Source organism: Pacificoceanicola onchidii, assembly GCF_004804335.1.
GTDB lineage: Bacteria > Pseudomonadota > Alphaproteobacteria > Rhodobacterales > Rhodobacteraceae > Pacificoceanicola > Pacificoceanicola onchidii.
The window spans coordinates 207191-231961 of record NZ_SRXY01000006.1 but is presented as its reverse complement, the minus strand read 5'-3'; the positions used below and the strand labels follow the sequence as shown (position 1 = coordinate 231961).

The window sequence follows — 24771 nt, the reverse complement described above, 5'->3', positions numbered from 1 at the left end:
GCAGGTTTTAGCGGATGACCTTGCCGCCTGCTGCCTGCCAGTGGCCCAGCCCGCCGATATTGTGCACCTCTTCGTGGCCCATGCGCTTGAGCATGCCTTTTGCCATGGCCGAGCGCGCACCGGAGGCGCAGTAAACCGCGATGGGCTTGCCTTGTTTCAGCTCGGGCAGGCACTCCGGGCTGCGCGGGTCCGCCCGCATCGCCAGCGTGGCTGACGGCACTTCCAAAGCACCCCTGGCCTTGCCAGAGGCGCGAATCTCCATCGGGTCACGAATGTCGATCAGAACAACATCGCCATCCGCCACCAGCGGCATGGCTTCCTGAGCTGTCATGTCCCCGCCGCGCAGGGCGTTCGAAAGAAAGGCAAACATCGGGCGTCTCCTGTTGGCTTGCTCAAATCATATACATTCTGAAAACAGAATGTAAAGGCTGGAACCGCGTGTTCGCGTAACGTTCTCATTTTTCGATTGGCGATCTGCGCCGGATCGCCTATCTGTTAAGCGCTGTTTAACCCCGGGGGGCGCGATGCCTGAGTTGAAGCATATAGAGGTGCGCGGTGCGCGCGAACATAACCTCAAGTCCATCGACGTGGATATCCCGCGTGATGAGCTTGTGGTGATCACCGGCCTGTCCGGGTCCGGCAAGTCTTCGCTCGCCTTTGACACGATCTATGCCGAGGGGCAGCGCCGCTATGTGGAATCGCTCAGCGCCTATGCGCGGCAGTTCCTCGACATGATGGAAAAGCCTGATGTGGATCACATCAGCGGGCTGTCCCCGGCGATTTCCATCGAGCAAAAGACAACGTCGAAGAACCCACGCTCGACCGTCGGCACGGTAACCGAGATCTACGACTACATGCGCCTGTTGTTTGCGCGCGTCGGCACGCCTTATTCGCCCGCGACGGGCAAGCCGATCGAGGCGCAGCAGGTGCAGGACATGGTTGATCGGGTCATGGGTCTTGAAGAGGGCACCCGGGGCTATCTGCTCGCGCCGATCATCCGGGACCGCAAAGGCGAATATAAGAAGGAATTTCTGGAGCTTAGAAAGCAGGGCTTTCAACGGGTGAAGGTTGACGGCGAGTTTTATGAACTCGACACGCCACCCACGCTCGACAAGAAGTTTCGCCATGACATCGACGTGGTCGTGGACCGGATTGTGGTACGCGAAGGTATGGAGACGCGTCTGGCGGATTCGTTCCGCACGGCCTTGGATCTGGCCGATGGGATTGCAGTGCTGGAGACCGCCCCCAAAGAGGGCGATCCGGAGCGGATTACGTTCAGCGAGAATTTTGCCTGCCCGGTCAGCGGCTTCACCATCCCTGAGATCGAGCCGCGGCTGTTCTCGTTCAACGCGCCGTTTGGGGCCTGCCCGGAATGTGATGGGCTTGGGGTTGAGCTGTTCTTTGACGAGCGGCTGGTGGTGCCCGATCAGACGCTGAAGATCTCCGACGGGGCGCTGGCTCCGTGGCGCAAGGGCAAAAGCCCGTATTTTCTGCAGACCATCGACGCCATCGCCAAACACTACGAGTTCGACAAGAACACACGCTGGAAAGACCTCCCGGCGCATGTGAAACAGGTCTTCCTCTATGGCTCCGGCGATGAGGAAATCCAGTTCCGCTATGACGAAGGCGGGCGGGTGTATCAGGTCTCGCGCAGCTTTGAAGGCGTCATTCCGAATATGGAGCGGCGCTATCGCGAGACGGATTCGAACTGGATTCGCGAAGAATTCGAGCGTTACCAGAACAACCGCCATTGCGGCGCCTGCGAGGGCTATCGCCTGCGCGACGAGGCTCTGGCGGTGAAGATCGGCCCGGCGGACGATCCGGACAATCTGCTGCATGTGGGTCAGGTCGTGGAGATGTCGATCCGGCAGGCTTTTGACTGGTGTCAGACTGTTCCGGACAACCTCACCCCGCAGAAAAACGAGATCGCACGGGCGATTCTGAAAGAAATCCGCGAGCGGCTCGGGTTCCTGAATAACGTTGGTTTGGAGTACCTTACGCTGTCCCGTTCAAGTGGCACCCTGAGCGGTGGCGAGAGCCAGCGGATCCGTCTGGCCTCGCAGATCGGATCGGGGCTGACGGGGGTTCTCTATGTGCTCGACGAGCCATCCATCGGCCTGCACCAGCGCGACAACACAAGGCTGCTCGACACGCTGAAAAACCTGCGCGATCAGGGCAACACGGTGATTGTGGTCGAACACGACGAAGAAGCGATCCGCGAGGCGGACTATGTCTTTGACATCGGTCCGGGCGCTGGGGTGCACGGCGGTCAGGTGGTCTCCAAAGGCAAGCCTGCGGAGGTCATGGCGGACCCGGCGAGCCTGACAGGGCAATACCTGAGCGGGACACGGGAAATCGCGGTGCCAGCAAAGCGCCGCAAAGGCAACAAGAAGAAAGTGAAGGTGGTCAAAGCCACGGGCAACAACCTCAAGAACGTCACCGTCGACTTTCCCTTGGGGAAATTCGTTTGTGTGACAGGGGTTTCCGGCGGCGGCAAGTCCACCTTGACCATCGAGACCCTGTTCAAGACGGCTTCCATGGCGCTGAACGGTGCGCGTCAGACGCCCGCGCCCTGCGAGACGATCAAAGGGCTCGAACACCTCGACAAGGTGATCGACATCGACCAGCGCCCCATCGGGCGCACGCCGCGCTCAAACCCGGCGACCTACACGGGCGCATTCACGCCAATCCGCGACTGGTTCGCCGGGCTGCCCGAGGCCAAGGCCCGCGGATATAAACCAGGGCGCTTCAGCTTCAACGTCAAGGGCGGGCGCTGCGAGGCCTGTCAGGGCGATGGTGTCATCAAGATCGAGATGCACTTTCTGCCGGACGTCTATGTAACCTGTGAAACCTGTCATGGTGCCCGGTATAATCGCGAAACCCTTGAAATAAAGTTTAAGGGCAAGAGCATAGCCGACGTTCTTGATATGACGGTTGAGGATGCGCAGGAGTTCTTCAAGGCGGTGCCGAGCATCCGCGACAAGATGGATGCGCTGATGCGCGTGGGTCTTGGCTATATCAAGGTCGGTCAGCAGGCGACGACGCTGTCTGGCGGCGAGGCGCAGCGGGTGAAACTGTCAAAAGAACTGGCCAAGCGATCCACGGGGCGCACACTCTATATCCTTGATGAGCCGACCACGGGCCTGCACTTCGAAGATGTGCGCAAGCTCTTGGAAGTGCTGCATGAACTGGTAGATCAGGGCAACACGGTGGTGGTGATCGAACACAACCTCGACGTGGTCAAAACCGCCGATCACATCATTGATATTGGCCCCGAAGGGGGCGATGGCGGCGGTGACGTGGTTGCGCAAGGATCGCCGGAACAGGTGGCCGAGGTCGAAGGCTCGCACACCGGACGGTATCTCAAACCGATGCTGAAAGCCGGGAAAGTGGCAGCGGAGTAGCGCCATGGTGCTTGGACTGGCGCTTGGATCAGGCGGCGCACGGGGCTGGTGCCACATTGGCGTTTTGCGCGCGCTTGAAGAACAGGGGCTGCGCCCGGATGTGATCGCGGGGTGTTCCATGGGCGCGCTGGTGGGCGCGGCCTGGGCGGCGGATCGGCTGGACGCGCTGGAAGACTGGGCGCTGTCGCTGACGCAGACCCGGTTTCTGCAATACCTTGATCTGAGCATTCGCAAGGGCGGTCTGGTGCAGGGGCGGGCCGTGCAGACGATACTGCATGAGATTGGCCTCCCGGAGCGGATTGAGGACCTCAAGCACCCTTACCTGGCGGTCTGTACCGACATGGCGACCGGGCGCGAGGTCTGGCTGCAGAAAGGGCCGCTGATCCCGGCCATTCGGGCTTCCATCGCCATTCCCGGCGTCTTCTCGCCGCAGGAGATGGGCGGGCGCTGGATGCTGGACGGCGGATTGGTCAACCCGGTGCCCATGTCCGGGCTGCGCGCGCTTGGCGCCACGACAACCGTCGCGGTCAACCCGAATGCCCGAACCGGTCACGCGCTCTGGAAGCCGCAGACGCAACCGGACATCTGGAAAAGGCTCGCCATCGAGGACCTCAAACCGCACCTGCCGGATCAGCTGATTTCGTTTCTGGGTGAGGGGCCGACGGAGAAGTCGCCGGACTATATCGACGTGGTCAACACCTCGATCGACATTATGATCGACTACGTGCGCAAGACTCGCGAGGCGGCGGATCCGCCGCATCTGAAGCTGGATGCGGACCTGCAACATATCTCTGTTCTGGAGCTGTACCGCGCGCAGGAGGCGATTGAGGAAGGGCACAGGATCGCACAAGGAGCGGCGGACAGGATTGCCTCTGATCTGTCGTAACGCATGATCGCCGGATCAAGGCTGCCATTGTCAAAAAAGGCGGAAAAACCAGCGAATTGTTGCGCGATCCTCATTTATTGGATGAGGAAATTTTGAACGAATCGTTTGGGCTGCTATGGTTGTCGCTTCCCGGCGCAGCTGCCCTACGCCGATTCTTGAGTTGGTTTTGTCATGAAACGCATTGTTGCGGCGCTTGCCGCTGTCTTTTTGTCGCTGTGCGCGCCTTCTGTGAGCGCGCTGACCGTAACCGTGGATACGGGCAACGGCGGTGTGAATCCGACGGCGGTTCTGACAGTCAGCAAGGGCAACGACATCAAGGCCGGGGTTGTGACAGCCGCCTTGCTTGATTTCATCAACAGTTTCGAGACGCCGGATTTTGCATTGATCCGCGCCGATGACGTGTTCAAAGTTGACGATCCGCATCTGTCGGCTTCGCTGAACTTTACCGCTTTGGACGGTGCGCCCGGCGGAGAGACACGGCATTTCACCTGGACAACTGAGGATGCCTATAAGTTTGTAGTGTTCAAGGCGGGCAAGGGTTTTGTCGCGCATTTCTATGCGACCGGCTTGACCAGCAATACCGTCACGACGAGCAAGGGTATCAGCCATCTGACCTTCATCGTCCCGACCACGATCCCGTCCATTGTTACACCGACACCGGTGCCGCTGCCTGCGGGTGGTGTTCTGCTTCTGTCGGCTTTGTCCGTGCTCGTATGGCGCAGGCGACGCGGCTGACAGTCTGAGTGCGGGAAAAGCAAAGGGGCCTTCCGGCCCCTCTCTTTATTGGTCTTTCATCTTGCAGGTGTTGATCCCCAGCAGCGCATAGGGCGGACAGGAGCCCATGGCGGCGGTTGCGAGCATGACGACGCCGGCGATCAGCGCCAGCCATTTCAGGATGCCGCCCGCCATCGAGAAGAAGGCGATGAGCAGCACAACGCCCACAACGGTCCGGATGATACGGTCGGTTTGACCCATATTCTTTGCAAACATATTGGTTCCCCACGGAAGAAGCTGTCTTTCAGATAGACATTTGCACCGTATCACAAAAACCGAATATGATCTGAATCAACTTTTCAGGAGCAGGGCGGGAAAGGGCGCCGTGTCGCGCCCCTTTGCCTGATTTAGCTGCGTCCGCGTTTCTCGAACCGGGGCAGCATGGCGGAAAAGTCCATGCCCGCGCCGTCTTCGTGTTCGACGAACTGCTCGTAGAGCTTTGTCGCGGCCTCGCCCATGGGTGTGTCCGCATCGGCGCTTGCCGCGGCCTGTTGGGACAGGCGCAGGTCCTTGAGCATCAGATCGGCAGCAAAGCCGGGTTTGTAGTCATTGTCAGCGGGGGATTGCGGGCCAACGCCGGGGGCGGGGCAATAGGCGTTCATCGTCCACGAATAGCCCGAAGAGGTGCTCACCACGTCGAACATCGCCTGCCGGTCGAGGCCGAGTTTGTCTGCCAAGGCAAAGGCTTCGCAGGTGCCGATCATGGTGATGCCGAGGATCATGTTGTTGCAGATCTTCGCCGCTTGACCATTCCCGGAGGGGCCGCAATGCACGGCTTTCTGGCCCATGATGTCAAACAGCGGCTTGGCCTTGGCAAAGGCTTCATCGGAGCCGCCGACCATAAACGTCAATGTGCCGCCACTGGCCCCGCCGATACCGCCTGAGACAGGGGCGTCGAGCGCGCCGAGGCCCTTGGCGGCAGCCTGATCCGCCACCGCGCGGGCGCTGTCCACGTCCACGGTGGAGCAATCAAGCAGCACCGCGCCTGCGCTCATGGCCGGGATGACCTCATCAGCCACCGCGCGGAGGATGGCGCCGTTGGGCAGCATGGTGATCACCACGTCAGCCCCTGCGGCGGCCTCTGCCGCGCTGCTGGCGGTTGCGGCGCCGTCGACTGTCACGCCTGCCACGTCAAAGCCGGTGACGCTGTGACCTTCCTTGAGCAGGTTGGCGGCCATCGGTCCACCCATGTTACCCAATCCGATAAATCCGATCTTCATGCCTCTCTCCCTGAATTGCAGCGCCTCCTTGCCGAGCGGCGCAAGCATGCGGCTGACGTCGACAGCGGGGACGGATGACAGATCATGACGCCACTTCGGCGCGCGGTCCTTGTCGATGATGGCGGCGCGGATGCCTTCGAGGAAGTCTCCGTGCTCCATGATACGGTGGCTGACCCGGTACTCCAGTTCAAGCGCCTTGCGGATGGACAGCGCAGTGACCGTGCGCAGGCGGTGCAGCATCTCCAGCGTGACGGCCATCGAAAGGGGCGCATTGCGGGTCAGGGTCTTGAGCGTCTTCTGGGCAAACTCACTGGGGTCGCCCTTGATCATGTTGAGCAGATCCTGAAGCCCTTCACCGCCGAAAAGCGCGTCAATCTGCGGCTGTTGCGCGGCGAGGGGGCTGTCTGGGGCAGGTTGCGCAGCGGCCTCGACAAGGCCCGCGTCGCCGGTCTCGCACAGGCGCGCCTTCAAAGCAGACCAGTCCGCCTCTGGAATATAGGTGTCGGCAAACCCCGCGTGGATCGCATCGCCGGGACCCATGCGGGCTGCGGTCAACCCAAGGTATTCGCCAAGACGGCCGGGGGCCTTCGCCAGCAGGTAGGAGCCCCCCACATCCGGGACAAAGCCGATGCCCACTTCCGGCATGGAAATCTGAGTGCTGTCTGTAACGATCCGGTGCGAGCAATGCCCGCCAAGGCCCACACCGCCGCCCATGACAAAGCCGTGCAGGAAGGAGATGACGGGTTTTTCGTATTCCGAAAGCTTGGCGTTGAGCCGGTATTCATCGCGCCAGAACCGCCGACCGTAGTCGAGATTCCCTTCGGTGCCCGTCTGATACATCTCGGCGATGTCGCCGCCCGCGCAGAAGGCGCGCTCACCTTCAGCGTCGAGCAGGATCACATCCACGTCCGCATCATGCCGCCAGGCTTCCAAAGCGTCCTCGACCGCAAGACACATGTCGTAGCTCAGCGCATTGAGCGCCTTGGGGCGGGTCAGTGTGATGCGGCCTGCGCGGCCCTCTGTGCGGATATGGATGTCGGTCATGGGAGCGGTCCGGTTTGGGCTGGGGGAAATTCCGTTGACGGAATTTCCAAATTTCTTCCAAGAAATTTGGCGCGGCGTTACCGTTGCAACAAGGTGCGGGCGGTGATCAGGCGCATGATTTCATTGGTGCCTTCGAGGATCTGGTGCACGCGCAAATCGCGCACCAGCTTCTCGATGCCATAATCCGCAAGGTAGCCGTAACCGCCATGCAGCTGAAGGCATTGATCGACGGTTTTGGACCCGGCTTCGGTGACAAACTTCTTCGCCATGGCGCAGAATTTCGTGGCATCCGGGGCTTTGGTGTCGAGCTTCCAGGCCGCTTGACGCAGGAAGGTGCGGGCGGCCTGCAGTTCGATTTCCATATCCGCGAGGCGGAATTGCAGGGCCTGGAATTGGTCGATGCTTTTGCCGAAGGCTTTGCGTTCGGACATGTATTGCAGCGTCAAATCAAGCGCGGTCTGCGCCGCTCCAAGCGAGCAGGCAGAAATGTTCAGCCGCCCGCCATCAAGGCCCGCCATGGCGTAGTTGAAGCCCTTGCCCTCTTCGCCAAGAAGGTTGTTCGCGGCCGTGAAGCAATCGTCGAACTGCACCTGGCGCGTCGGCTGGGATTTCCATCCCATCTTGTCTTCGAGCCCGCCAAAGGACAGCCCGTCCGCGCCGTCTTCGACATAGAGCGCCGAGATGCCCTTGGGGCCAGCGTCGCCGGTGCGGCACATGACGACATAGGCGTCAGAATAGCCGCCACCGGAGATGAACGCCTTGGAGCCGGTAAGCCTGTAGCCGTCATTGGTGCGCTCGGCGCGCGTCTTGAGCGCGGCGGCATCAGAGCCGGAGCCGGGTTCGGTGAGGCAGTAGCTCAGCACCGTTTCCATGGTCATGACCTTGGGCAGGATCCGCGCCTTCATCTCGTCAGAGCCAAAGCTGTCGATCATGCGGGCGCACATGTTGTGGATCGACAGGAAGGCGGCGACGGAGGGGCAGGCCATGCTGAGCGCTTCGAAAACCAGCGTGGCGTCAAGCCGGGTGAGGCCGGAGCCGCCGCTTTCTTCGCTCACGTAAAGCCCGCCAAACCCCAGTTCAGCAATCTGTGGCCACAGCTCTTTGGGGATGGTGCCGTCCGCTTCCCACTGGCGGGCGTGCGGCGCGATGTGTTCCTGTCCAAAGGCATAGGCCATGTCGAAGATGGCGGTTTGCTCCTCGCTCAGCGCGAAATCCATGATCGGTCTCCTCCCCAATCTTACAGGGCTCCTGCCGCCTCTTGCCGGATGTCACGGCGCGCGGGGTGAGCCTTGTAAATGAACGCTTGTTCAGATTGTCGCGCGGGTGGCGACAGGATGCAAGCGGCGCGGGCGCAAGACTATTTTGCAAAAATGCAAAGCATCGCGGCGGGAATTGCGCTTCATGATTGCGTTAACGCAAGTCTCAGCCTTGCAGCGCCTGCCGGATCACGGCCTCGACCCGGGCGAGCCCCACGTCATTGTCAAATTTAGCCTCCGCGGTGGCGCGCGCGGCGGCGGACATGGCAGAGCGGTCCGGCATATCGAGAATCTCGCCAATCTTCGCGGCAAAGCCATCCTCGTCCCATTCATCCACCAGCAGGCCGTTGGTGCCTTCTTCGACCGCTTCGGGAATGCCCGCGTGTCGCGTCGAGAGCGTGATGCAGCCGCAGGCGAGCGCTTCCTGGATGGCGGTGGGCAGACCTTCGGTGTTGCCGTTCTGCGCGGTGACCGAATGCTGCAGGAAAACCTCGGTGGTCAAAAGATGTTCGCGCACCTCTGCATGGGGCACCGCCCCGGTGAAGGTGACCTGATCGGCGATGCCGAGTGCCTCGGCCTGCGCTTTGGACGGCTCCAGAAGCGGCCCGCCGCCGATGAAGGTCAGATGCGCATCGCGCCCCTTCGCGGCCCTGGCAAAGGCATTCAGGGTGATGTGGGGGGCTTTCTTTTCCACCATGCGGCCCACGGCGAGGAAAGAGCCGGGCCGCTTGTCGCCGGGGGTGAAGCGGCGGATGTCGACGCCGGAGGGCACCACATGCGCGTTCGGATGGCGCACGCCGTGTTTGGCGAGGTTGTCGAGCAGGAACTGGCTGACCGAGAACATGCCGGCAAGGCGCGGCATCATCAGTCGATAAGAGCGCACCCGCTGGCGCGAGGTCAGCGCGGCGGAGGCGTCCGTGCCGCGCCAATAGGTGAAGACCGGAATGCCCAGATCGTTGCCGAGCTTGGCCACCACCAGAGCCTGCGTGCCGAACTCGGCCAGAATGGCCGTTACCTTGTGCTCGCGCAGGAAGGTGGCCAGATCGGCGCGGTTGTCCCCATAGGGCAGGCGGGAGGTGCCGTAGAGCGCCGCGCCTGAAAGGGCAGAAACCGGGGCGAGCAGCTTGTCTTTCAAAGACAGTTTGGCCCGCCGTTCGAACAGGGATTTGTCATAAGGGTCGGTGCCGTTGAACCGGCCGCAGATCACCACCGTATCGCCGCCGAACATGTGCTCGATATGGCGATTGATGAAGGTTTCTCCCATCACGAAGTAATCGGAGGTGGCGATGGCGATGGTCATGACAGGCTCCGCTTGCTCGTTGGCGGTGGTCCTACCGCGCGCCTTGCGGCTTGACCACCGCTTCCGGCGTCTTCGTGGCAAAAATCCCCTTAGAGATCCTCCATGAATTGCTCGACCAGATGGGCGACGACGGCGCGCATCTGGCCATCGTGGTCCTTCCCATCCGCCTCTGCTGCGGCGCGGACGGCGCGTTGCCGCGTGGCGCTGTTGCCTTGCGAGGCGATCTCGCGCACGCGTTCGACCTCGGGCAGGCAGCGCAGGATGCCTGCGTCTTCCTCGATCAGCCCGAGCAGGTCTTCCATCAATTCGGGGAACGGCACGATCTGCGCTGCCCCAAAATCAATCATGCCTTCGCTCACGCCGTAACGCTGCGCGCGCCAGCGGTTTTCGCCGAGCAGGAAGGGATCATAGACGCGCCAGCGCTGGTTCCGGACCCGAAGCCGCCAGAGCATCCGCATCAGGCATTGGTTCAGCGCGGCCAGTGTCAGCGTGTCTTCCATGCGCGGCTGCACATCCATGATGCGGGTCTCCAGCGTCGGAAAACGCGCAGAGGGGCGCAGGTCCCACCAGATGCGGCTGCTGTCTTCGATCACGCCAAGGTCGATCAGGATTTGCACCGAGCGCTGATAGTCTTCCCAGTTGTTGAACTGCGGAGGCAGGCCGGTGCGGGGCAGGTTGTCGAAAACGGAAATCCGATAGGACGCAAGGCCGGTGTCCTGTCCTTGCCAGAACGGCGAAGATGTGGACAGGGCAAGCAGATGCGGCAGGAAATAGCTCATCTGCAGCATCAGGTCCGTGCGCATCGGATTATCCGCAAGCCCCACATGGACATGCATCCCGCAAATCAGCATGCGCCGAACCACGCCGCCAAGATCGCGGCTCAGCTCGTTATAACGGGCCTTGTCGGTGTGATGCTGTTTCTTCCAGTCGGCAAAAGGATGGCAGGAGGCGGCAATCGGGGCCATGCCGCGCGCGCGGGCGTGTTTGGCCACGGTGCTGCGCAGGCGCTTGAGATCGTCGCGCGCGGCGGCGATGTCAGCGCAGGGTTTGGTGCCGATCTCGATCTGGCATTGCAGGAATTCGGGGCTGACCTGTCCTTCGATCTCGGCGGCGCAATCCTCCATCAGCCCTTCGGGGGCTTCGATCAGGGCGCAGGTTTCAAGATCAACCAGAAGGTATTCTTCTTCGATTCCTATGGTGAAATCCGGTTCCGTCATCTCTCCCCCCTTGTTGCCCTGATGTCAGTTGAGCGCAAAACCCCCGCAGGGTGCAATGGCAAATAGATGGCGGAGGCTCAGGAGCTGGGCGTGTTGCGGGCTTCGTCCAGAAGGCGCTGGAGCGTTTGCGGCTCCAGGCCAAGAGCGAGGGCTGCGTCCGGCAGATCGCGGCTGAGGTGAAACTGAAAGGCGACGGAGTTTTCGACGATCTGCTGAAACATGCGGGACATGCCGAACTGCACATCGCGTTCGCTTAGCGTGACATAGACCACCTCCGCTGGCATGGCGTCATAGAAGGGTTTCAGCCGTGTCGCGAGATGTGAAAGCCGCTTGTAATCCGCATCGAAGGTTATGACCGAGCGCAGATCGGTGATGAAGTTGTAGTCCGGAGAAAACGCCGGATCCGAAGTGATCAAACGCGAGGCCTCAAGGCACATATCCGGGTGAAGCCGGTCGCCAAGGCGGTAAACGATGCATCTGTGCTCGCTGGAAATGCGATAGTGAATGGTCATGAGCCTGGCCAGCCGGGTTAATGTTTACAAGGCGCGCAATATGCACCCGCTCAATTGCTGAGATGGTACACCAAGAAGGCGCGCGCGTCTTAATCTTCTGTTGAGGGCGGTTTCTTTGCGCTTTCCTGATTGTCTACCACGTGCAGCGCGCCGCCCGGGTCCGTTTCGCGGCGGAGCGCTTCGTGCAGGTCTGCCATGCTCTTCTCCGGTTGTCCGGCCAGCGTCAGCGCTTCGGCTTCGTCGCGGGTGACGACGATCTGGATGTTCGACAGCGGGTTTTGAACCTGTTCGAGTAACCGTGCCATACCAAAGAAGAAATTCGACCGTGCGTAGATGACGCTCAGGGCCGGCGTGTCGAATTTGCTCAATGACTCGCGCAGGGAAAGCACGCCGGACAGCATGCTGCGGTAGTTGGATTCGACGGTGTCCAAGCGGCTGGTGTCCGTTAGCATCTTGTAGGTCGGCGAGAAGCCCGGGGCGCTCACGTAGTCCTGAAAAATCCGGGCACCCTGCTTCGTGTCAACAGTGCCTTCGAACTGGAACAACGCCAAATCGCGATTCGGATGAATGGAAAGAATAATCGCCAAACGGCCCTCGCGATCGTCGTAGTATTCCGGGTTTCGCGGCCAAGCTCGCAGTTTGTTGACGTAAGGGCAAGTCGGAAAATGTACCAAAAGGTAAATTTTTGGAGTATTTTAAATTCTTTTGCGTTTCAATTGGTTGCGAGGGCAACTCTTGGTTGTGACGCGCAAACGACGGACTTCGTGGTGGGTAGGTTGCCAGCCGTCGCGTCAATGGCGTTCTGCGCTCCCCAACGGGTATTTGAACCCCGTTTATTTTGCTCGCCATGCATTTGCAGGCGGCGTTTCGCTGTTTGTTGTCAGGTAGTCAGGTCCGCTTGGGCAGACACAAAAAGGACGGCCCCAAATCCGGGGCCGTCCCTGCAACGTCTTAGGTTAAGGGATCAGTCCATCGCCTTGAAGTTGAACTCGCCACCTTCCTTGATGCCGGAGAACCAGCGTGCGGTGACGGTTTTCGTCTTCGTGTAGAAGCGGAAGGCGTCCGGGCCGTATTGGTTCAGATCGCCAAAGGCCGACTTCTTCCAGCCGCCGAAGGTGAAGTAGGAGAGCGGCACGGGGATCGGGAAGTTGATGCCGACCATGCCCACGTTGACCCGGTGCGCAAAGTCGCGCGCGGTGTCGCCGTCGGCGGTGTAGATGGCAGTGCCGTTGCCGTACTGGTTCTTCATCACCAGATCGAGCGCTTCTTCGTAGTTTTCGGTGCGCACCTGGGACAGAACCGGGCCAAAGATTTCCTCTTTGTAGATGTCCATGTCCGGGGTCACGTTATCAAACAGAGACGGGCCACAGAAGAAGCCGTTCTCATAGCCCTGCATCTCGAAACCACGCCCGTCGATCACGAGGTTGGCACCCTGATCGACACCAGAGGCGATGAGCCCTTCGATGCGCGCCTTGGAGGCGGCGGTGATGACCGGGCCGAAGTCCATTTCCTGATCGGCGGTGTAGGGGCCGACGCGCAGTTTTTCGACGCGCGGCACCAGCTTCTCGATGAGTTGGTCGGCGGTGTCCTTGCCAACCGGAACCGCCACGGAGATCGCCATGCAACGCTCGCCCGCAGCGCCGTAGCCCGCACCCACCAGCGCGTCAGCGGCCTTGTCGAGGTCCGCGTCGGGCATGATGATCATGTGGTTCTTGGCACCGCCAAAGCACTGGGCGCGTTTGCCATTCATCGCGGCGCGGCCATAGATGTACTGGGCAATCGGGGTGGATCCGACGAAGCCGACAGCGGCAATGTCATCATTGTCGAGGATCGCGTCGACGACGGATTTGTCGCCGTTGACCACCTGCAGAACACCATCAGGCAGACCCGCTTCCTTGAGCAGTTCCGCAAGGCGCAGAGCGGTGGAGGGCACACGCTCGGATGGCTTGAGGATCATGGCGTTGCCGCAGGTCAGGGCCGGGGCCATCTTCCACAGAGGGATCATCGCCGGGAAGTTAAACGGGGTGATGCCCGCCACAACACCGAGCGGCTGACGCATGGAATAAAGGTCGATGCCGGGGCCGCCATCGTCGGTGAACTCGCCTTTGAGCAGGGCAGGCCCGCCCATGCAGACCTCGACGACTTCAAGACCGCGCTGCACGTCGCCGCGGGCGTCGGGCAGGGTCTTGCCGTGTTCGCGGGAAACCAGTTCGGCCAGTTCGTCCATGTGCTCATTGATGAGCGCACCGAACTTCATCATGACACGCGCACGGCGCTGCGGGTTTGTGGCGCCCCAGGCGATCTGCGCTTCGGCAGCCTTGGCAACCGCGTCGTTGAGCTCTTCGACGGTGCTCAGCGGCGTTTGCGCCTGCACTTCGCCAGTGGCCGGGTTGTAGACGTCCGTGAACTGGCCAGAGCCGCTTTTCACGTGTTCGCCGTTGATCCAGTTGGTCAGTTCGGTCATGGAATCCTCCTTCATCCGTTAGACTGACCGTAATCTTGCAAAAATGCCGAATAAAGGCGAAAGTCGGCAAAAGTGTTTTGCAATTTTGCAAAGGTTATAAGCGGGGTGTGATGTCCGAAAGTTGGGATGATCTGCGGATTTTTCTCGCTGTTGCGCGGGGGGAAAGCCTTTCGGCGGCGGGGCGGCTTTTGCGCATGGATCCGGCCACCGTGGGGCGGCGGATTGCGCGGCTGGAGCAGGGGCTCGGGGCAGCGCTCTTTGTCAAAAGCCAGCAGGGTTATGCGCTCAGCGAGTCGGGTGCGCGCATGTTGCGTTACGCGGAACAGGCCGAACGGGCGCAGGCGCTTGCCTCCGAAGCGGTGCGGGGGGCCGGTGAGGGGCTGTCCGGCCAGGTTCGGATCGGCGCTCCGGATGGCTGCGCAAACTACTTATTGCCGCAGGTGTGCGCCGCCATCGCCGACGAAAACCCGGATCTCGAAGTTCAGATCGTGGCCTTGCCGCGCGTGGTGAACCTGTCTCAGCGCGAGGCTGATATTGCCATTGCCGTGAGCGCGCCGACGGCCGGGCGGCTCGTTGTGCAGAAGATCACCGACTACAAGCTGCATCTGGCGGCATCGGAGCGTTACCTGTCGCAACATGCTCCAATTCAATCGGTCAGCGATCTGCATGGTCATCGCATCACCGGCTACATTCCGGATATGATTTTTGACAAGGAATTAGACTACTTAGGCGATCTGGGTCTGACCCGCGTGCCGCTCGCGTCCAACTCTGTTTCGGTGCAGTTCAACTGGGTGCGGCAGGGGGCGGGACTTGGGATCGTGCATGACTTCGCCTTGCCCACAGCCCCGGATCTGCGCCGCATCCTGACCGATGAGGTCAGCCTGACCCGCAGTTTCTATCTCGTGCGTCACACGGATGACCGCCGCCATGCGCGCATGAACCGGTTTGCCAAGGCGCTGGTGGACGGAATGCGCGCGGAACTGGCGCGGCTGGAGGCCCTGTGTCGATACGTCTGACTTGACAGGCCGGGGGGGCTGAAGGACGCTGGATGTAAGGCAGCAAGAAAAGGAGGCCACCGATGCAAGTCCAGAATATTCTCAAGAGCAAAGGCTCTGAAGGGGTCGTCACGGTGAAGCCAGGCAGTCTGATCGAAGACGCCGCGAAACTGCTTGCCGAGAAGCGCATCGGAACCGTGGTCGTGTCCGAAACCGGCAAGGACGCGCAGGGCATCCTCTCCGAACGCGATATCGTCCGGGTGCTGGCGCATCGGGGCGCGGCGTGCATGGCAGAGACTGTAGACGCCTACATGACCCGCAAACTGGTGACCTGCGCCCGCGCAGACACCGCCGACAGCGTGCTGACCAAGATGACCGAAGGGCGCTTCCGCCATATGCCGGTTCTCGAAGGCGAGGAGATGGTTGGCCTGATCACCATCGGGGACGTGGTCAAGGCGCGTCTTGCGCAGCTTGCCATGGAGAAGGACGCGCTCGAAGGCATGATTATGGGCCATTGAGCGCAGTTTCGATTTCCGGGTTGCAATCCACTGCGCAATATTGTTGCGTGCCCCCCGCAAGTCACAAGGAAAGCTAGCCCATGCGTGTCGGTCTCTATCCCGGAACCTTTGACCCCATTACGCTCGGCCACATCGACATCATTAGACGGGCCGCCGCTCTGGTGGATCGGTTGGTGATCGGTGTCGCGATCAACCGGGACAAGGGGCCGTTGTTTACGCTGGAAGAGCGGGTGGCGATGATCGAAGAGGCCTGCAAAGGGTTCTCCGATGAAATCGACACCGAAATCGTGGTGCATCCGTTCGAGAACCTGCTGATCGACTGCGCCCATGATGTGGGGGCGCAGGTCATCGTGCGCGGACTGCGCGCCGTGGCCGATTTCGAGTATGAATATCAGATGGTTGGCATGAACCGTGTGCTCGACAGTTCGGTCGAGACCGTGTTCCTGATGGCCGAGGCGCGGCACCAGGCGATTGCGTCAAAGCTGGTCAAGGAAATTGCACGACTGGACGGGGATGTGTCGAACTTCGTCACGCCGCCGGTTCAGAAGGCTTTGCTCAGCAAATTGGGCAAGAGCTAAAGAAAAACGCCGTTCGGGGAGCTTCGTCCACCGATCGGCGTTTGTTGTCAGATAGGTTGAGCGTTGGGGCGCTGTGACAGGCCATTCTCAGCTCAGCCGTAGACTGCGTTGTAGGCAATCTGGTGCGCGTCGCCACGATAGATACCCAGATCGTGTGCCACGTCGATGGGCATCGATTGGATTTCGCGGACAGTGCGGTTGTATTGGGCGCGTTTTTCCATGTGGACGCGGACGGTGTCAAAAAAACCGTTCATGATCAGTCTCCTGAAGTAAGTTTGGTGTGTCGGGATCATTGTCCCGATGGCGCTAACATAGGCTATGCTGCAGCGCAGAGCAATTGACGGTTTGGTCTTGCCGCTTTGCAGAAATTGCATGGGAACGCAGGAACCGGTTAACGCCGGATTCGCGGTCGAGCCTTATTTTCAAAGGCGCTAACCCTTTCTTTACCGAGTCGCGGTTAACCTCGACGTCGCAAATCTACGCGTCCCGGCGTTGGCCGGAATGCATTTCGCAAGAAAGGAAAGTGACATGCGTATCGGATATGCATCGGCGCTTCCCTTGACCAGCGTGCCGGGCCGGGGGGCGGCCGTGGTAAAGGAGGTGTCTTCGGTCAGACAGGTTGCGGCGCAACCGGTCTTTTCGCCGCCGATCCCAGTAACAACCCAAGTGTTGCCTGCCGGCGCATTGCAGAGCTTACCTGCGGCTGCAGCGCAAGCGGCCAGCGCCTACAAGTCGGCAAAAGGCGCGGTGGCCGCGCCACAGGGGAAATCATCGGACGATTGATCCGTGCCGCGCGCCCTGGGAGTTCCCGGCCCTGATACGGACCGGGATCGTTTTTTGGTGTTCTAACGCTTCGATCAGATCAGCTTGGCCATGGCAACGGCGGTATCCGCCATGCGGTTGGAGAAGCCCCATTCGTTGTCATACCACGTCAGAATGCGGACCATCGTGCCTTCCATGACCTTCGTCTGATCGGTGTGGAAGATCGACGAATGCGGATCGTGGTTGAAGTCCGAGCTCACCAGTTTCTTGTCTGTATAGCCCAAAATGCCCTTGAGCGGACCGTCGGCAGCGGCGCGGATCGCGTCGTTGATCTCTTCGACCGTTGTCTCGCGGGCGGCTTCGAAGGTGAGGTCGACAACCGAGACGTTCGGCGTCGGAACCCGGATCGCCACACCATCCAGCTTGCCCGCCAGTTCCGGCAGCACAAGACCAACCGCCTTGGCGGCGCCGGTGGAGGTCGGGATCATCGACAGGGCGGCCGCGCGGGCGCGGTAGAGATCGCCGTGCATCGTGTCCAGCGTCGGCTGATCGCCGGTGTAGCTGTGCACGGTGGTCATGAAACCCTTGGTGATGCCGACGGTGTCGTTGAGAACCTTGGCGACAGGCGCGAGGCAGTTCGTGGTGCACGAGGCGTTCGAAACCACGACATCGTCGGCGGTCAGAAGCGCGTCGTTCACACCGTAAACGATTGTCTTGTCGGCGTCTTTGCCCGGCGCGGAAATCAGAACACGGGAGGCGCCGTTTTCGAGGTGGGCCTGGCAGTCCGCCTTGGATTTGAAGATGCCGGTGCATTCCAGCACGATGTCCACGTCAGACCAGGGCAGATCCGCCGGATTGCGAATGGCCGTGACTTTGATCGGTCCACGGCCCACGTCGATCCAATCGTCACCGGACGTCACTTCAACCGGGAAACGACCGTGGACGCTGTCGAATTGCAGCAGGTGGGCATTGGTTTCAACCGGGCCAAGATCGTTGATTGCGACGACCTCGATATCGGTGCGGCCGGATTCGATGATGGCGCGCAGAATATTGCGGCCAATCCGGCCAAATCCATTGATGGCAACCTTGACGGACATGGAAGTCTCCTTTTGGGCCAAGCGGGGTACGTGATTGTTAACGCTAACAATCAAAGCCGAACGAAAAAGTCAACGCCCGAGGTTCGATTCTTATCGATGGACACGCGAAATAATGCGGATTTGGCGCTTTGGCTGTTCGCTATTGGAAACCGCGCCGGATCAGCGCCAGAAGGCGACCCATTGGAGCAGGTCAAAGAATTTCCGGGCGAGGAACAGAAGATGCTCGTTGCCATAGACCGCGTAGTCGGCGGCGACCGCGCCGACGATGATCAGACCGAGAATGACAGCAAGCCTGTTGGTCATGGGGGAGCTCCGGCGCGTTTGCCCTGTCATGGCAGAGCTTTGCGCCGAAGTCACGGGGGGCGGTGCCTCAGGCGGCGGCACTGTGGGGCGAGCGCATCAGCATACCGAACAGATCGCGCGGGTCGTCCGGGTCTGCCAGCAGATCAAGCGGCAGGTTGAGCCCGGTCTCACGGGCCTTATCGTGGACAAAGCGCAGGGCGCTGAAGTCCTCGATGGCAAAGCCGACGCTATCGAACAGGGTGATCTGCGCCTCCGAGCGGCGGCCTTGCGCGGCGCCGTTCAGAACCTGCCAGAATTCCGTGACAGGAAAATCCTCGGCCATCTGCTGAATTTCGCCTTCAATGCGGGTTTGCTCCGGGTATTCGACAAAAACATCGGCGCGGGTGAGGATATCTGCGGCCAACTCGGTCTTGCCCGGGCAATCGCCGCCAATGGCGTTGATGTGCACGCCTTCGCCCACCATGTTGCCGGTCAGGATCGTGGCGTTCTTCTTGTCGGCGGTGCAGGTGGTGATGATCTGTGCGCCCATCATCGCCTCTTCCGGCGTTTTGCAAGGCACCACGGTCAGCCCGCTTTGCGCAAGGTTGGCGGCGCATTTGGCGGTGGCCTGTGTATCCGTGTCATAGAGCCGGACAGTATCGATCCCGACAAGCGTCTGCATGGCGAGGCACTGAAATTCCGACTGCGCGCCATTGCCGATCATCGCCATGACCGTCGCGCCTTTCGGGGCCAGGTGTTTGGCTGCAAGAGCAGACATGGCGGCGGTGCGCAGCGCGGTCAGCATGGTCATTTCGGACAAGAGCAGCGGATAGCCCGTGTCCATATCCGCCAGAAGGCCGAAGGCGGTGACGGTCTGCAGCCCTTCGCGCGTGTTCTTCGGGTGGCCGTTCACGTATTTGAAGGCATAGTGCGTCTCATCCGCCGTGGGCATCAGTTCGATCACGCCAACCGCACTGTGCGCAGCCACGCGCGGGGTCTTGTCGAACTGCTCCCAACGCAGGAAGTCTTCTTCGATGGCCTTTGCAATGCCGGTCAGCATTTGCGGCAGGCCGATCTGGTGGATCAACTGCATCATGTGATCGACGGAGACAAAGGGAACGAGGGCTTTTTCGGAGGGAAGCATATCAGGGCTTTCTAAAGGTCAAAGGCTGCGCGGGGTGGGCCGGTCAAAGACGCGGCGGCCAAGGGCCGAGGCGCAAAGATCCACCATGAGCTGTGCGGTGCGACCGCGCTCGTCGAGCATGGGGTTGAGTTCAACAAGATCCATGGAGGTCATCAGGCCGGAATCGTGGATCATCTCCATGACCAGATGCGCCTCCCGGACGGTCGCGCCGCCGGGCACTGTGGTGCCAACCGCAGGCGCGGCGGATGGATCGAGGAAATCGACGTCCAAAGAGACATGGAGAAGGCCGTTTGCAGCCGCGACCTTTTCGAGGAAGGGACGCAGCAGGGGGGTGATGCCATGCTCGTCAATCGCGCGCATGTCGAACCGGTGGATGTTCGTCGCTTCAAGCGCCGCGCGCTCGGCCTCATCCACGCTGCGCATGCCCAGAATGCAGAGGTTTTCCTCCGGGATGGGATGTGGGACCGGGGGGAATTGGTCGAAGCCCGAGCGCCCGGTCACATAGCCAAGAGGTGTGCCATGCAGGTTGCCGGAATCGCTGCTTTGCGGTGTGTGAAAATCGCTATGGGCATCGAGCCAGAGCACGAATTGCGGGCGGTTCAGGCGCGCCGCATGCGCTGCGACGCCATGCACCGTGCCAAGGCTCAGCGCGTGATCGCCGCCCATGAAGATCGGCAGACCCTGTGCCATGGCCTCTTCGGCGGCTCTGCTGAGGGCCGAGGTCCAACCGACGGTCAGGCCAAGTTCATGCAGGTGATCATCAGAGAGGCTAGAGGCATCGGGGCTGACATTGCCGAGGTCTGCCACGGCGTGGCCCAGTCCCTTCAGCGCGCCGGGCAGTCGGGCGGTGCGGTAGGCATCGGGGCCCATGAGGCAGCCCTTGCGGGTTTTGCCACTGTCCACCGGCGCACCGATAAGAAGAATGCGTGTCATCACATGGTCCTGTTTCGCGTTTGCCCTATGATCTTTGCAAAGCGCGTAGGGATTAAGGCTTCAAATTGGCCAATACGGGTGTATTCTGTGCGAAACGGAGGGTTGAATTGCTCGAACTGGATGAAACGGATCATCGATTGATCGCCGCTTTGCGCGCAGACGCCCGCGCCGCGCTATCGGATCTGGCGGTGCAACTGGGCCTGTCGCGCACAACCGTGCGGGCGCGGATCGAGAAATTGCGCGCCTCTGGTGTCATCCTTGGGTTTTCCGTGGTGCTGAAAGAAGACGCCAGCGCTGATCCGGTGCGCGCGCTGATGATGATCGGCATCGAAGGGCGCGGGGCGGATCGGATCAAGCGGCAGCTTCTCGGACTGCCGGAAGCGCGGGCAGTTCATTCGACCAACGGGCGTTGGGACGTGATTGCCGAGCTTGGGACCGACAGCCTCGAAACGCTCGACAAGGTCCTGAACCGTATTCGGCGGCTCGAAGGGGTGGCGACGTCTGAAACCTCCTTGCTCCTCTCGACGCGGGCGCCTGGACGGTGAGTGCGCCGCTTTTCATCGGTGCGCGCATCTATCGCGGCTCCAGTTATGGGCGCACGCATCCTTTGTCGATCGAACGGGTGCCGGCGGCCATGGACCTGTGCCGCGCGCTGGGGTGGCTGCATGACGGCAACTATCGCATTTCACCCATGGCAAAACCGGCGGCCCTGACCGCGTTTCATACGGCCGAATACGTCGCGGCGCTCAGAAAAGCCGAAGCGGATGGCGCGGTCACCGAAGCTGTGCGTGAGCGGCACGGGCTTGGAACGCTCTCCAATCCGATCTTCCCCGAGATGTACCGCAGGCCGGCCACGGCGGTCGGCGGCGGGCTATTGGCGGCGGAGATCGTGGCGCGGGGCGGGGTGGTCTATAACCCCGGCGGCGGCACGCATCATGGCTTTGCGGATCGCGCGGCGGGGTTCTGTTATCTCAATGAGCCGGTTCTGACGATCAAACGGCTTTTGGACATGGGTCTGGACCGCGTGGCCTACGTCGACATCGACGCTCATCACTGTGACGGCGTCGAAGCGGGTTTTGCCGGGTCCGAGCAGGTGCGGATGATTTCCGTGCATGAAGCGAAACGCTGGCCTTTCACGGGGTTGCTGAACGATGAAGCTGGTGGCGCCGCGTTCAACCTTCCGGTGCCGCGCGGCTTTCATGATGATGAATTTCACCTTGTTCTGAATGACTTGATCCTGCCAGCAGTTCAGGATTTCCGGCCTGACGCGATTTTCCTGCAATGCGGTGCGGATGCTGTCACAGAAGATCCCTTGGCCCGGCTCAGCCTGTCCAACCGCTGTCACCGCGCGGCGGTTTCGGCGCTGCGCGCGTTGGCGCCCCGGTTTATCGTTTCGGGTGGGGGCGGGTACAATCCATGGACCGTGGCGCGGTGCTGGAGCGGGGTCTGGGCGATGCTCGCCGGTCTGGATGTGCCGGACCGCCTGCCTGCGGAGGCGGAAAAGGTAATGCGGGGCCTCTCCTGGCACCGCAAGGGGCGGCCCGAGGAAACGCTGCTGACAACGCTGCTTGATGCCCCAAGAGGGGGAGACATTCGCGGCGAAGTGAGACAGTCTGTCGAACACTTACGCAGGCGGCTGAAGGCGGTTGTCTGACGTTCAAACCTTGATGGCGCGGAGGCCCCCATGAGCACAGAAAACCCTTTCGACGGCGAGGACCTGTCCGGTGCCCATTACAAGCGCGCCAATATGACCGGCGCGCATTTTGACGGTGTGAACCTTGCGGGCGCGCGGTTTTGGGCGGTGCTGAGCAAGGCTGAGTTCAAGGACACGAACCTCGGCGAAGCGGTGTTCGACGATGTGAACCTGGGCAAGTCCACCTTTCACAACATCAACCTGTCTCAGTCGACCATAACCAATGCCAACCTGTCGAACGTAAAAATCGCGCAGGCGACGCTGGCCGATCTCGACATTCGCGACGCGGATCTGACGGGGATGCGGATCAATGGTGTGTTGGTTTCGGACCTGTTCGAAGCCTACGAGAAAGCGCAGGGCTGAGCGCACGGGTTTCGTCGAATTTCGGGAAGGTGGAGCGGGTAACGGGAATCGAACCCGTAACTAAAGCTTGGGAAGCTGCCGTGATACCTTTTCACCATACCCGCGCTCGCAGAGGTATCTAGCGGCGCGCCGCAGCCCACGCAAGAGGGATTGCGCGGCGCGCGCCAAATTCAGCCGCGCCGCCGCCGCCTGCGCCCGCCGCCTTCGCTCTCGCCGCCGCCGGTGTTGAAGTTCACGTCGGGCAGGGAGGTGATCTGTGCCAGTTCCGGGAAAGGATCGGTGGCATGGGGGATGGCGTTGGCGTTGACGAAGTGTTCCTGAAACTTCGGCTCGATGGCGGTTTCCACCTTGGTGATCTCGCGGACCACGCGTTCGATCTCACGCCGCGCCTCGACATTGCAAAGCGCAATGCGCGCGCCGGTTCCGGCGGCGTTGCCTGCGCTCGTGACCTTGTCCAACGGCACATCGGGGATCATGCCAAGCACCATCGCGTGCAGAGGCGAGATATGCGCGCCAAAGGCCCCGGCGAGCACCACGCGGTCGACCTTGTCCACGTCGCGCTCATCCATCAGAAGGCGCGCGCCCGCATAGAGCGCGGATTTGGCGAGCTGAATGGCGCGAATGTCGCCTTGGGTGACGGTGATGCGCGGGCCATCGTCGGCGCTGCCATCATGGATCAGATAGGCGTGTGTGCGCCCTTCGGGGACGGACCGCGCAGTGCCGGTCTGTTCGGCCGAGCCGATCAGGCCCTTTGCGTCCAGAAGCCCGGCGATGCGCATTTCGGCCACCGCCTCGATGATGCCGGAGCCGCAGATGCCGGTGATGCCGGTCTGGGCGGTTTCCGCCCAAAAGCCGTCTTCGTCCGACCACTTGTCGCAGCCGATCACCCGAAATCGTGGCTCCTTGGTCACCGGATCAATGCGGATCGCTTCAATCGCGCCGGGCGCGGCGCGCTGGCCTGAGCTGATCTGTGCGCCTTCAAAGGCCGGGCCGGTGGGGGAGGAACAGGCGAGCACGCGGGTGCTGTCGCCAAGCAGAATTTCCGCATTTGTGCCGACATCGACAATCAAGGCCAGATCGTCGCTCTTGCCCGGCTCTTCGGACAGGGCCACGGCGGCGGCGTCGGCACCGACATGACCGGCAATGCACGGCAGGACATAGACCTGTGCCGAGGCGGGCAGGGAAGAAAGGTCCAGATCGGCGGCAGACAGCGAGAGCGATTCAGAGGTCGCCAACGCAAAGGGCGCTTGACCCAGTTCGACGGGGTCAATGCCAAGCAGAAGGTGGTGCATCACCGGGTTGCAGACAAAGACGCATTCGAGGATTGACGATGGTGCGATTTCCGCTTCCCGAGCCAGTTCCATCGCCAAAGTGTCCAGCGCCTCGCGCACGGCGCGGGTCATCTCTACCTCGCCGCCGGGGTTCATCATGACATACGACACCCGGCTCATCAGGTCTTCGCCAAAGCGGATCTGCGGGTTCATGATGCCGGAGGAGCCGACAACTTCTCCGGTCTCAAGGTTGGTCAGATGCGCCGCGACGGTGGTCGAGCCAAGGTCAATCGCCAGACCATAAAGCCCGCCCTCATGCAGCCCCGGCCAAGCGGCGGTGATACGCGGCGGGTTATCGTCCGCTTTGAAGAGCGCGACAGTGATTTTCCAATCGCCTTTGCGCAGGGTCTTTTGCAAGTCGCGGAGGACGGAGAAATCCGCCGTCACCCCTTCGATATGCCATTGCGCCTGCAAGGCCTGGGCCACCCGTTCCAGATCACCCGTCGGCTCGTGCATGTCCGGTTCCTGCACTTCGATGTAGAAAAGCCGCGTGGCGGGATCCATTTCGACAACCCGCGCGCTGGCGGCCTTGCGCACCACTTGCCGGTGCACCTGGCTTTCAGGCGGCACGTCGATGACAATGTCGCCCTGCACCGTGGCCTGACAGCCCAGACGACGCCCCGGTTTCAGACCGCGTTTGTCATCATAACGCTGCTCGACCTTGTTCCATTCCGACAGCGCGTCTTCGGACACCGTGACGCCATGTTTGGGAAAGTCGCCGAAAGACGGCGTGATCTGGCATTTCGAGCAGATGCCGCGCCCGCCACAGACGCTGTCTAGGTCAACGCCAAGCTGCCGCGCCGCGGTCAGAACCGGTGTTCCCGCAGGAAACCGGCCGCGTTTGCCGGAGGGCGTGAAGATCACGAGGGGGTCTTTTGTGTCGGTCATAGTCTGCCTGCATCACGTGTCTGATCAAAACATACGCCGCAAAAGACAATTAAAAAGTCGTGTGGCGTCATATCCTTGCCCAAATCCGGCACGCGGCGCCTGAAACCTTG

The 24771-nt window shown here is 61.2% G+C and carries 25 protein-coding genes, 1 tRNA gene and 1 pseudogene; 10 read left to right on the top strand and 17 right to left on the bottom strand.

From position 1 onward, the window contains the following. Positions 1 to 7: 7 nt before the first annotated feature. Positions 8 to 370 carry a rhodanese-like domain-containing protein gene (locus E4662_RS16675; RefSeq protein WP_136442740.1) on the bottom strand — a complete coding sequence of 121 codons (363 nt, stop codon included), beginning with the start codon at positions 368 to 370 and terminating at the stop codon, positions 8 to 10. A gap of 154 nt (positions 371 to 524) precedes the next feature. Here E4662_RS16675 and uvrA point away from each other — a divergent pair, with 154 nt between their 5' ends. The 3 genes from uvrA (at position 525) to E4662_RS16660 (ending at position 5025) form a co-directional block, all read left to right on the top strand. Beyond that, a complete protein-coding gene (gene uvrA, locus E4662_RS16670; protein WP_136442739.1) occupies positions 525 to 3404 on the top strand; it encodes an excinuclease ABC subunit UvrA in 2880 nt (959 codons plus the stop codon). Positions 3405 to 3408: 4 nt separating this feature from the next. Beyond that, complete coding sequence (locus E4662_RS16665; RefSeq protein WP_136442738.1) at positions 3409 to 4290, top strand: patatin-like phospholipase family protein; 882 nt, start codon at positions 3409 to 3411, stop codon at positions 4288 to 4290. Positions 4291 to 4461: 171 nt separating this feature from the next. Next, positions 4462 to 5025, top strand: a complete 564-nt coding sequence (locus E4662_RS16660; protein ID WP_136442737.1) for a hypothetical protein — start codon at positions 4462 to 4464, stop codon at positions 5023 to 5025. Between the two features lie 45 nt (positions 5026 to 5070). Here the strand turns inward: E4662_RS16660 and E4662_RS16655 are convergent, their stop codons facing one another. From E4662_RS16655 to E4662_RS16620, 9 genes and pseudogenes are all read right to left on the bottom strand, one after another. After that, complete coding sequence (locus E4662_RS16655) at positions 5071 to 5280, bottom strand: YgaP family membrane protein (RefSeq protein ID WP_136442736.1); 210 nt, start codon at positions 5278 to 5280, stop codon at positions 5071 to 5073. A gap of 131 nt (positions 5281 to 5411) precedes the next feature. Beyond that, positions 5412 to 6284 (bottom strand): 3-hydroxyisobutyrate dehydrogenase, encoded by an 873-nt coding sequence (mmsB, locus tag E4662_RS24480; protein ID WP_338113514.1) that lies wholly within the window; start codon positions 6282 to 6284, stop codon positions 5412 to 5414. Positions 6285 to 6308: 24 nt separating this feature from the next. After that, a pseudogene (locus tag E4662_RS24475) lies at positions 6309 to 7328 on the bottom strand (enoyl-CoA hydratase/isomerase family protein); the annotation flags it as partial. Between the two features lie 77 nt (positions 7329 to 7405). Continuing rightward, a complete protein-coding gene (locus E4662_RS16645; protein ID WP_136442734.1) occupies positions 7406 to 8545 on the bottom strand; it encodes an acyl-CoA dehydrogenase family protein in 1140 nt (379 codons plus the stop codon). A gap of 205 nt (positions 8546 to 8750) precedes the next feature. After that, the gene (locus E4662_RS16640; RefSeq protein WP_136442733.1) at positions 8751 to 9884 is read right to left on the bottom strand and encodes a glycosyltransferase; all 1134 of its coding nucleotides are present in this window, start codon (positions 9882 to 9884) and stop codon (positions 8751 to 8753) included. An 89-nt stretch (positions 9885 to 9973) separates the two neighbouring features. After that, entirely contained in the window at positions 9974 to 11101 is a 1128-nt protein-coding gene (locus E4662_RS16635; RefSeq protein WP_136442732.1) for a carboxylate-amine ligase, read from the bottom strand. 77 nt (positions 11102 to 11178) lie between these two features. Beyond that, the gene (locus E4662_RS16630) at positions 11179 to 11613 is read right to left on the bottom strand and encodes a hypothetical protein (RefSeq protein ID WP_136442731.1); all 435 of its coding nucleotides are present in this window, start codon (positions 11611 to 11613) and stop codon (positions 11179 to 11181) included. 89 nt (positions 11614 to 11702) lie between these two features. Then, positions 11703 to 12200 carry a hypothetical protein gene (locus E4662_RS16625; RefSeq protein WP_136442730.1) on the bottom strand — a complete coding sequence of 166 codons (498 nt, stop codon included), beginning with the start codon at positions 12198 to 12200 and terminating at the stop codon, positions 11703 to 11705. A 377-nt stretch (positions 12201 to 12577) separates the two neighbouring features. Further along, positions 12578 to 14077, bottom strand: coding sequence for a CoA-acylating methylmalonate-semialdehyde dehydrogenase (locus tag E4662_RS16620; protein WP_136442729.1), 1500 nt, complete (start codon positions 14075 to 14077; stop codon positions 12578 to 12580). Between the two features lie 110 nt (positions 14078 to 14187). Here E4662_RS16620 and E4662_RS16615 point away from each other — a divergent pair, with 110 nt between their 5' ends. The 3 genes from E4662_RS16615 (at position 14188) to coaD (ending at position 16168) form a co-directional block, all read left to right on the top strand. Then, a complete protein-coding gene (locus E4662_RS16615; RefSeq protein WP_136442728.1) occupies positions 14188 to 15093 on the top strand; it encodes a LysR family transcriptional regulator in 906 nt (301 codons plus the stop codon). Between the two features lie 62 nt (positions 15094 to 15155). Further along, complete coding sequence (locus tag E4662_RS16610) at positions 15156 to 15590, top strand: CBS domain-containing protein (RefSeq protein ID WP_136442727.1); 435 nt, start codon at positions 15156 to 15158, stop codon at positions 15588 to 15590. 80 nt (positions 15591 to 15670) lie between these two features. After that, the gene (gene coaD / locus E4662_RS16605) at positions 15671 to 16168 is read left to right on the top strand and encodes a pantetheine-phosphate adenylyltransferase (RefSeq protein WP_136442726.1); all 498 of its coding nucleotides are present in this window, start codon (positions 15671 to 15673) and stop codon (positions 16166 to 16168) included. A gap of 92 nt (positions 16169 to 16260) precedes the next feature. On the opposite strand, the gene E4662_RS24125 is transcribed toward coaD, so the two are convergent. Beyond that, a complete protein-coding gene (locus tag E4662_RS24125; protein ID WP_168798007.1) occupies positions 16261 to 16422 on the bottom strand; it encodes a DUF1127 domain-containing protein in 162 nt (53 codons plus the stop codon). 274 nt (positions 16423 to 16696) lie between these two features. Here E4662_RS24125 and E4662_RS16600 point away from each other — a divergent pair, with 274 nt between their 5' ends. Beyond that, positions 16697 to 16951 (top strand): hypothetical protein, encoded by a 255-nt coding sequence (locus E4662_RS16600; protein WP_136442725.1) that lies wholly within the window; start codon positions 16697 to 16699, stop codon positions 16949 to 16951. 74 nt (positions 16952 to 17025) lie between these two features. Here the strand turns inward: E4662_RS16600 and gap are convergent, their stop codons facing one another. The 4 genes from gap to rocF all read right to left on the bottom strand — a co-directional run bounded on the left by gap (position 17026) and on the right by rocF (position 20386). Beyond that, positions 17026 to 18027, bottom strand: coding sequence for a type I glyceraldehyde-3-phosphate dehydrogenase (gene gap / locus E4662_RS16595; protein ID WP_136442724.1), 1002 nt, complete (start codon positions 18025 to 18027; stop codon positions 17026 to 17028). A 159-nt stretch (positions 18028 to 18186) separates the two neighbouring features. Then, the gene (locus E4662_RS24120) at positions 18187 to 18330 is read right to left on the bottom strand and encodes a hypothetical protein (RefSeq protein WP_168798006.1); all 144 of its coding nucleotides are present in this window, start codon (positions 18328 to 18330) and stop codon (positions 18187 to 18189) included. 67 nt (positions 18331 to 18397) lie between these two features. Beyond that, positions 18398 to 19453 carry an ornithine cyclodeaminase gene (locus E4662_RS16590; protein WP_136442723.1) on the bottom strand — a complete coding sequence of 352 codons (1056 nt, stop codon included), beginning with the start codon at positions 19451 to 19453 and terminating at the stop codon, positions 18398 to 18400. 18 nt (positions 19454 to 19471) lie between these two features. Beyond that, entirely contained in the window at positions 19472 to 20386 is a 915-nt protein-coding gene (gene rocF, locus E4662_RS16585; RefSeq protein WP_136442722.1) for an arginase, read from the bottom strand. 116 nt (positions 20387 to 20502) lie between these two features. On the opposite strand from rocF, the gene E4662_RS16580 reads away from it, so the two are divergent. Genes E4662_RS16580 through E4662_RS16570 form a run of 3 tightly spaced genes read left to right on the top strand, consistent with a single transcriptional unit; the run spans position 20503 to position 22442 of the window. Further along, positions 20503 to 20931, top strand: a complete 429-nt coding sequence (locus tag E4662_RS16580; RefSeq protein ID WP_136442841.1) for an Lrp/AsnC family transcriptional regulator — start codon at positions 20503 to 20505, stop codon at positions 20929 to 20931. Beyond that, entirely contained in the window at positions 20928 to 22040 is a 1113-nt protein-coding gene (locus E4662_RS16575; RefSeq protein WP_136442721.1) for an acetoin utilization protein AcuC, read from the top strand. Before E4662_RS16580 ends, E4662_RS16575 begins: the two co-directional genes overlap by 4 nt. A gap of 30 nt (positions 22041 to 22070) precedes the next feature. Further along, positions 22071 to 22442: a pentapeptide repeat-containing protein gene (locus tag E4662_RS16570; RefSeq protein ID WP_136442720.1), complete on the top strand. Its 372-nt coding sequence runs from the start codon at positions 22071 to 22073 to the stop codon at positions 22440 to 22442. Between the two features lie 30 nt (positions 22443 to 22472). On the opposite strand, the gene E4662_RS16565 is transcribed toward E4662_RS16570, so the two are convergent. Further along, positions 22473 to 22546, bottom strand: a tRNA-Gly gene (locus E4662_RS16565). Between the two features lie 66 nt (positions 22547 to 22612). Continuing rightward, on the bottom strand, positions 22613 to 24661 hold the full coding sequence (locus E4662_RS16560) for an ASKHA domain-containing protein (protein WP_136442719.1): 2049 nt from the start codon (positions 24659 to 24661) through the stop codon (positions 22613 to 22615). Positions 24662 to 24771 lie beyond the last annotated feature (110 nt).

Coding starts and splice junctions, on each gene's coding strand:
- E4662_RS16560 (WP_136442719.1), bottom strand. CDS start 24,661: ATGACCGACACAAAAGACCCCCTCGTGATCTTCACGCCCTCCGGCAAA.
- E4662_RS24120 (WP_168798006.1), bottom strand. CDS start 18,330: ATGACCAACAGGCTTGCTGTCATTCTCGGTCTGATCATCGTCGGCGCG.
- rocF (WP_136442722.1), bottom strand. CDS start 20,386: ATGACACGCATTCTTCTTATCGGTGCGCCGGTGGACAGTGGCAAAACC.
- E4662_RS16615 (WP_136442728.1), top strand. CDS start 14,188: ATGTCCGAAAGTTGGGATGATCTGCGGATTTTTCTCGCTGTTGCGCGG.
- E4662_RS16640 (WP_136442733.1), bottom strand. CDS start 9,884: ATGACCATCGCCATCGCCACCTCCGATTACTTCGTGATGGGAGAAACC.
- E4662_RS16570 (WP_136442720.1), top strand. CDS start 22,071: ATGAGCACAGAAAACCCTTTCGACGGCGAGGACCTGTCCGGTGCCCAT.
- E4662_RS16590 (WP_136442723.1), bottom strand. CDS start 19,453: ATGCTTCCCTCCGAAAAAGCCCTCGTTCCCTTTGTCTCCGTCGATCAC.
- E4662_RS16630 (WP_136442731.1), bottom strand. CDS start 11,613: ATGACCATTCACTATCGCATTTCCAGCGAGCACAGATGCATCGTTTAC.
- E4662_RS16600 (WP_136442725.1), top strand. CDS start 16,697: ATGCGTATCGGATATGCATCGGCGCTTCCCTTGACCAGCGTGCCGGGC.
- E4662_RS16655 (WP_136442736.1), bottom strand. CDS start 5,280: ATGTTTGCAAAGAATATGGGTCAAACCGACCGTATCATCCGGACCGTT.
- E4662_RS24125 (WP_168798007.1), bottom strand. CDS start 16,422: ATGAACGGTTTTTTTGACACCGTCCGCGTCCACATGGAAAAACGCGCC.
- E4662_RS16610 (WP_136442727.1), top strand. CDS start 15,156: ATGCAAGTCCAGAATATTCTCAAGAGCAAAGGCTCTGAAGGGGTCGTC.
- uvrA (WP_136442739.1), top strand. CDS start 525: ATGCCTGAGTTGAAGCATATAGAGGTGCGCGGTGCGCGCGAACATAAC.
- E4662_RS16620 (WP_136442729.1), bottom strand. CDS start 14,077: ATGACCGAACTGACCAACTGGATCAACGGCGAACACGTGAAAAGCGGC.
- E4662_RS16660 (WP_136442737.1), top strand. CDS start 4,462: ATGAAACGCATTGTTGCGGCGCTTGCCGCTGTCTTTTTGTCGCTGTGC.
- gap (WP_136442724.1), bottom strand. CDS start 18,027: ATGTCCGTCAAGGTTGCCATCAATGGATTTGGCCGGATTGGCCGCAAT.
- E4662_RS16675 (WP_136442740.1), bottom strand. CDS start 370: ATGTTTGCCTTTCTTTCGAACGCCCTGCGCGGCGGGGACATGACAGCT.
- E4662_RS16645 (WP_136442734.1), bottom strand. CDS start 8,545: ATGGATTTCGCGCTGAGCGAGGAGCAAACCGCCATCTTCGACATGGCC.
- coaD (WP_136442726.1), top strand. CDS start 15,671: ATGCGTGTCGGTCTCTATCCCGGAACCTTTGACCCCATTACGCTCGGC.
- mmsB (WP_338113514.1), bottom strand. CDS start 6,284: ATGAAGATCGGATTTATCGGATTGGGTAACATGGGTGGACCGATGGCC.
- E4662_RS16665 (WP_136442738.1), top strand. CDS start 3,409: ATGGTGCTTGGACTGGCGCTTGGATCAGGCGGCGCACGGGGCTGGTGC.
- E4662_RS16635 (WP_136442732.1), bottom strand. CDS start 11,101: ATGACGGAACCGGATTTCACCATAGGAATCGAAGAAGAATACCTTCTG.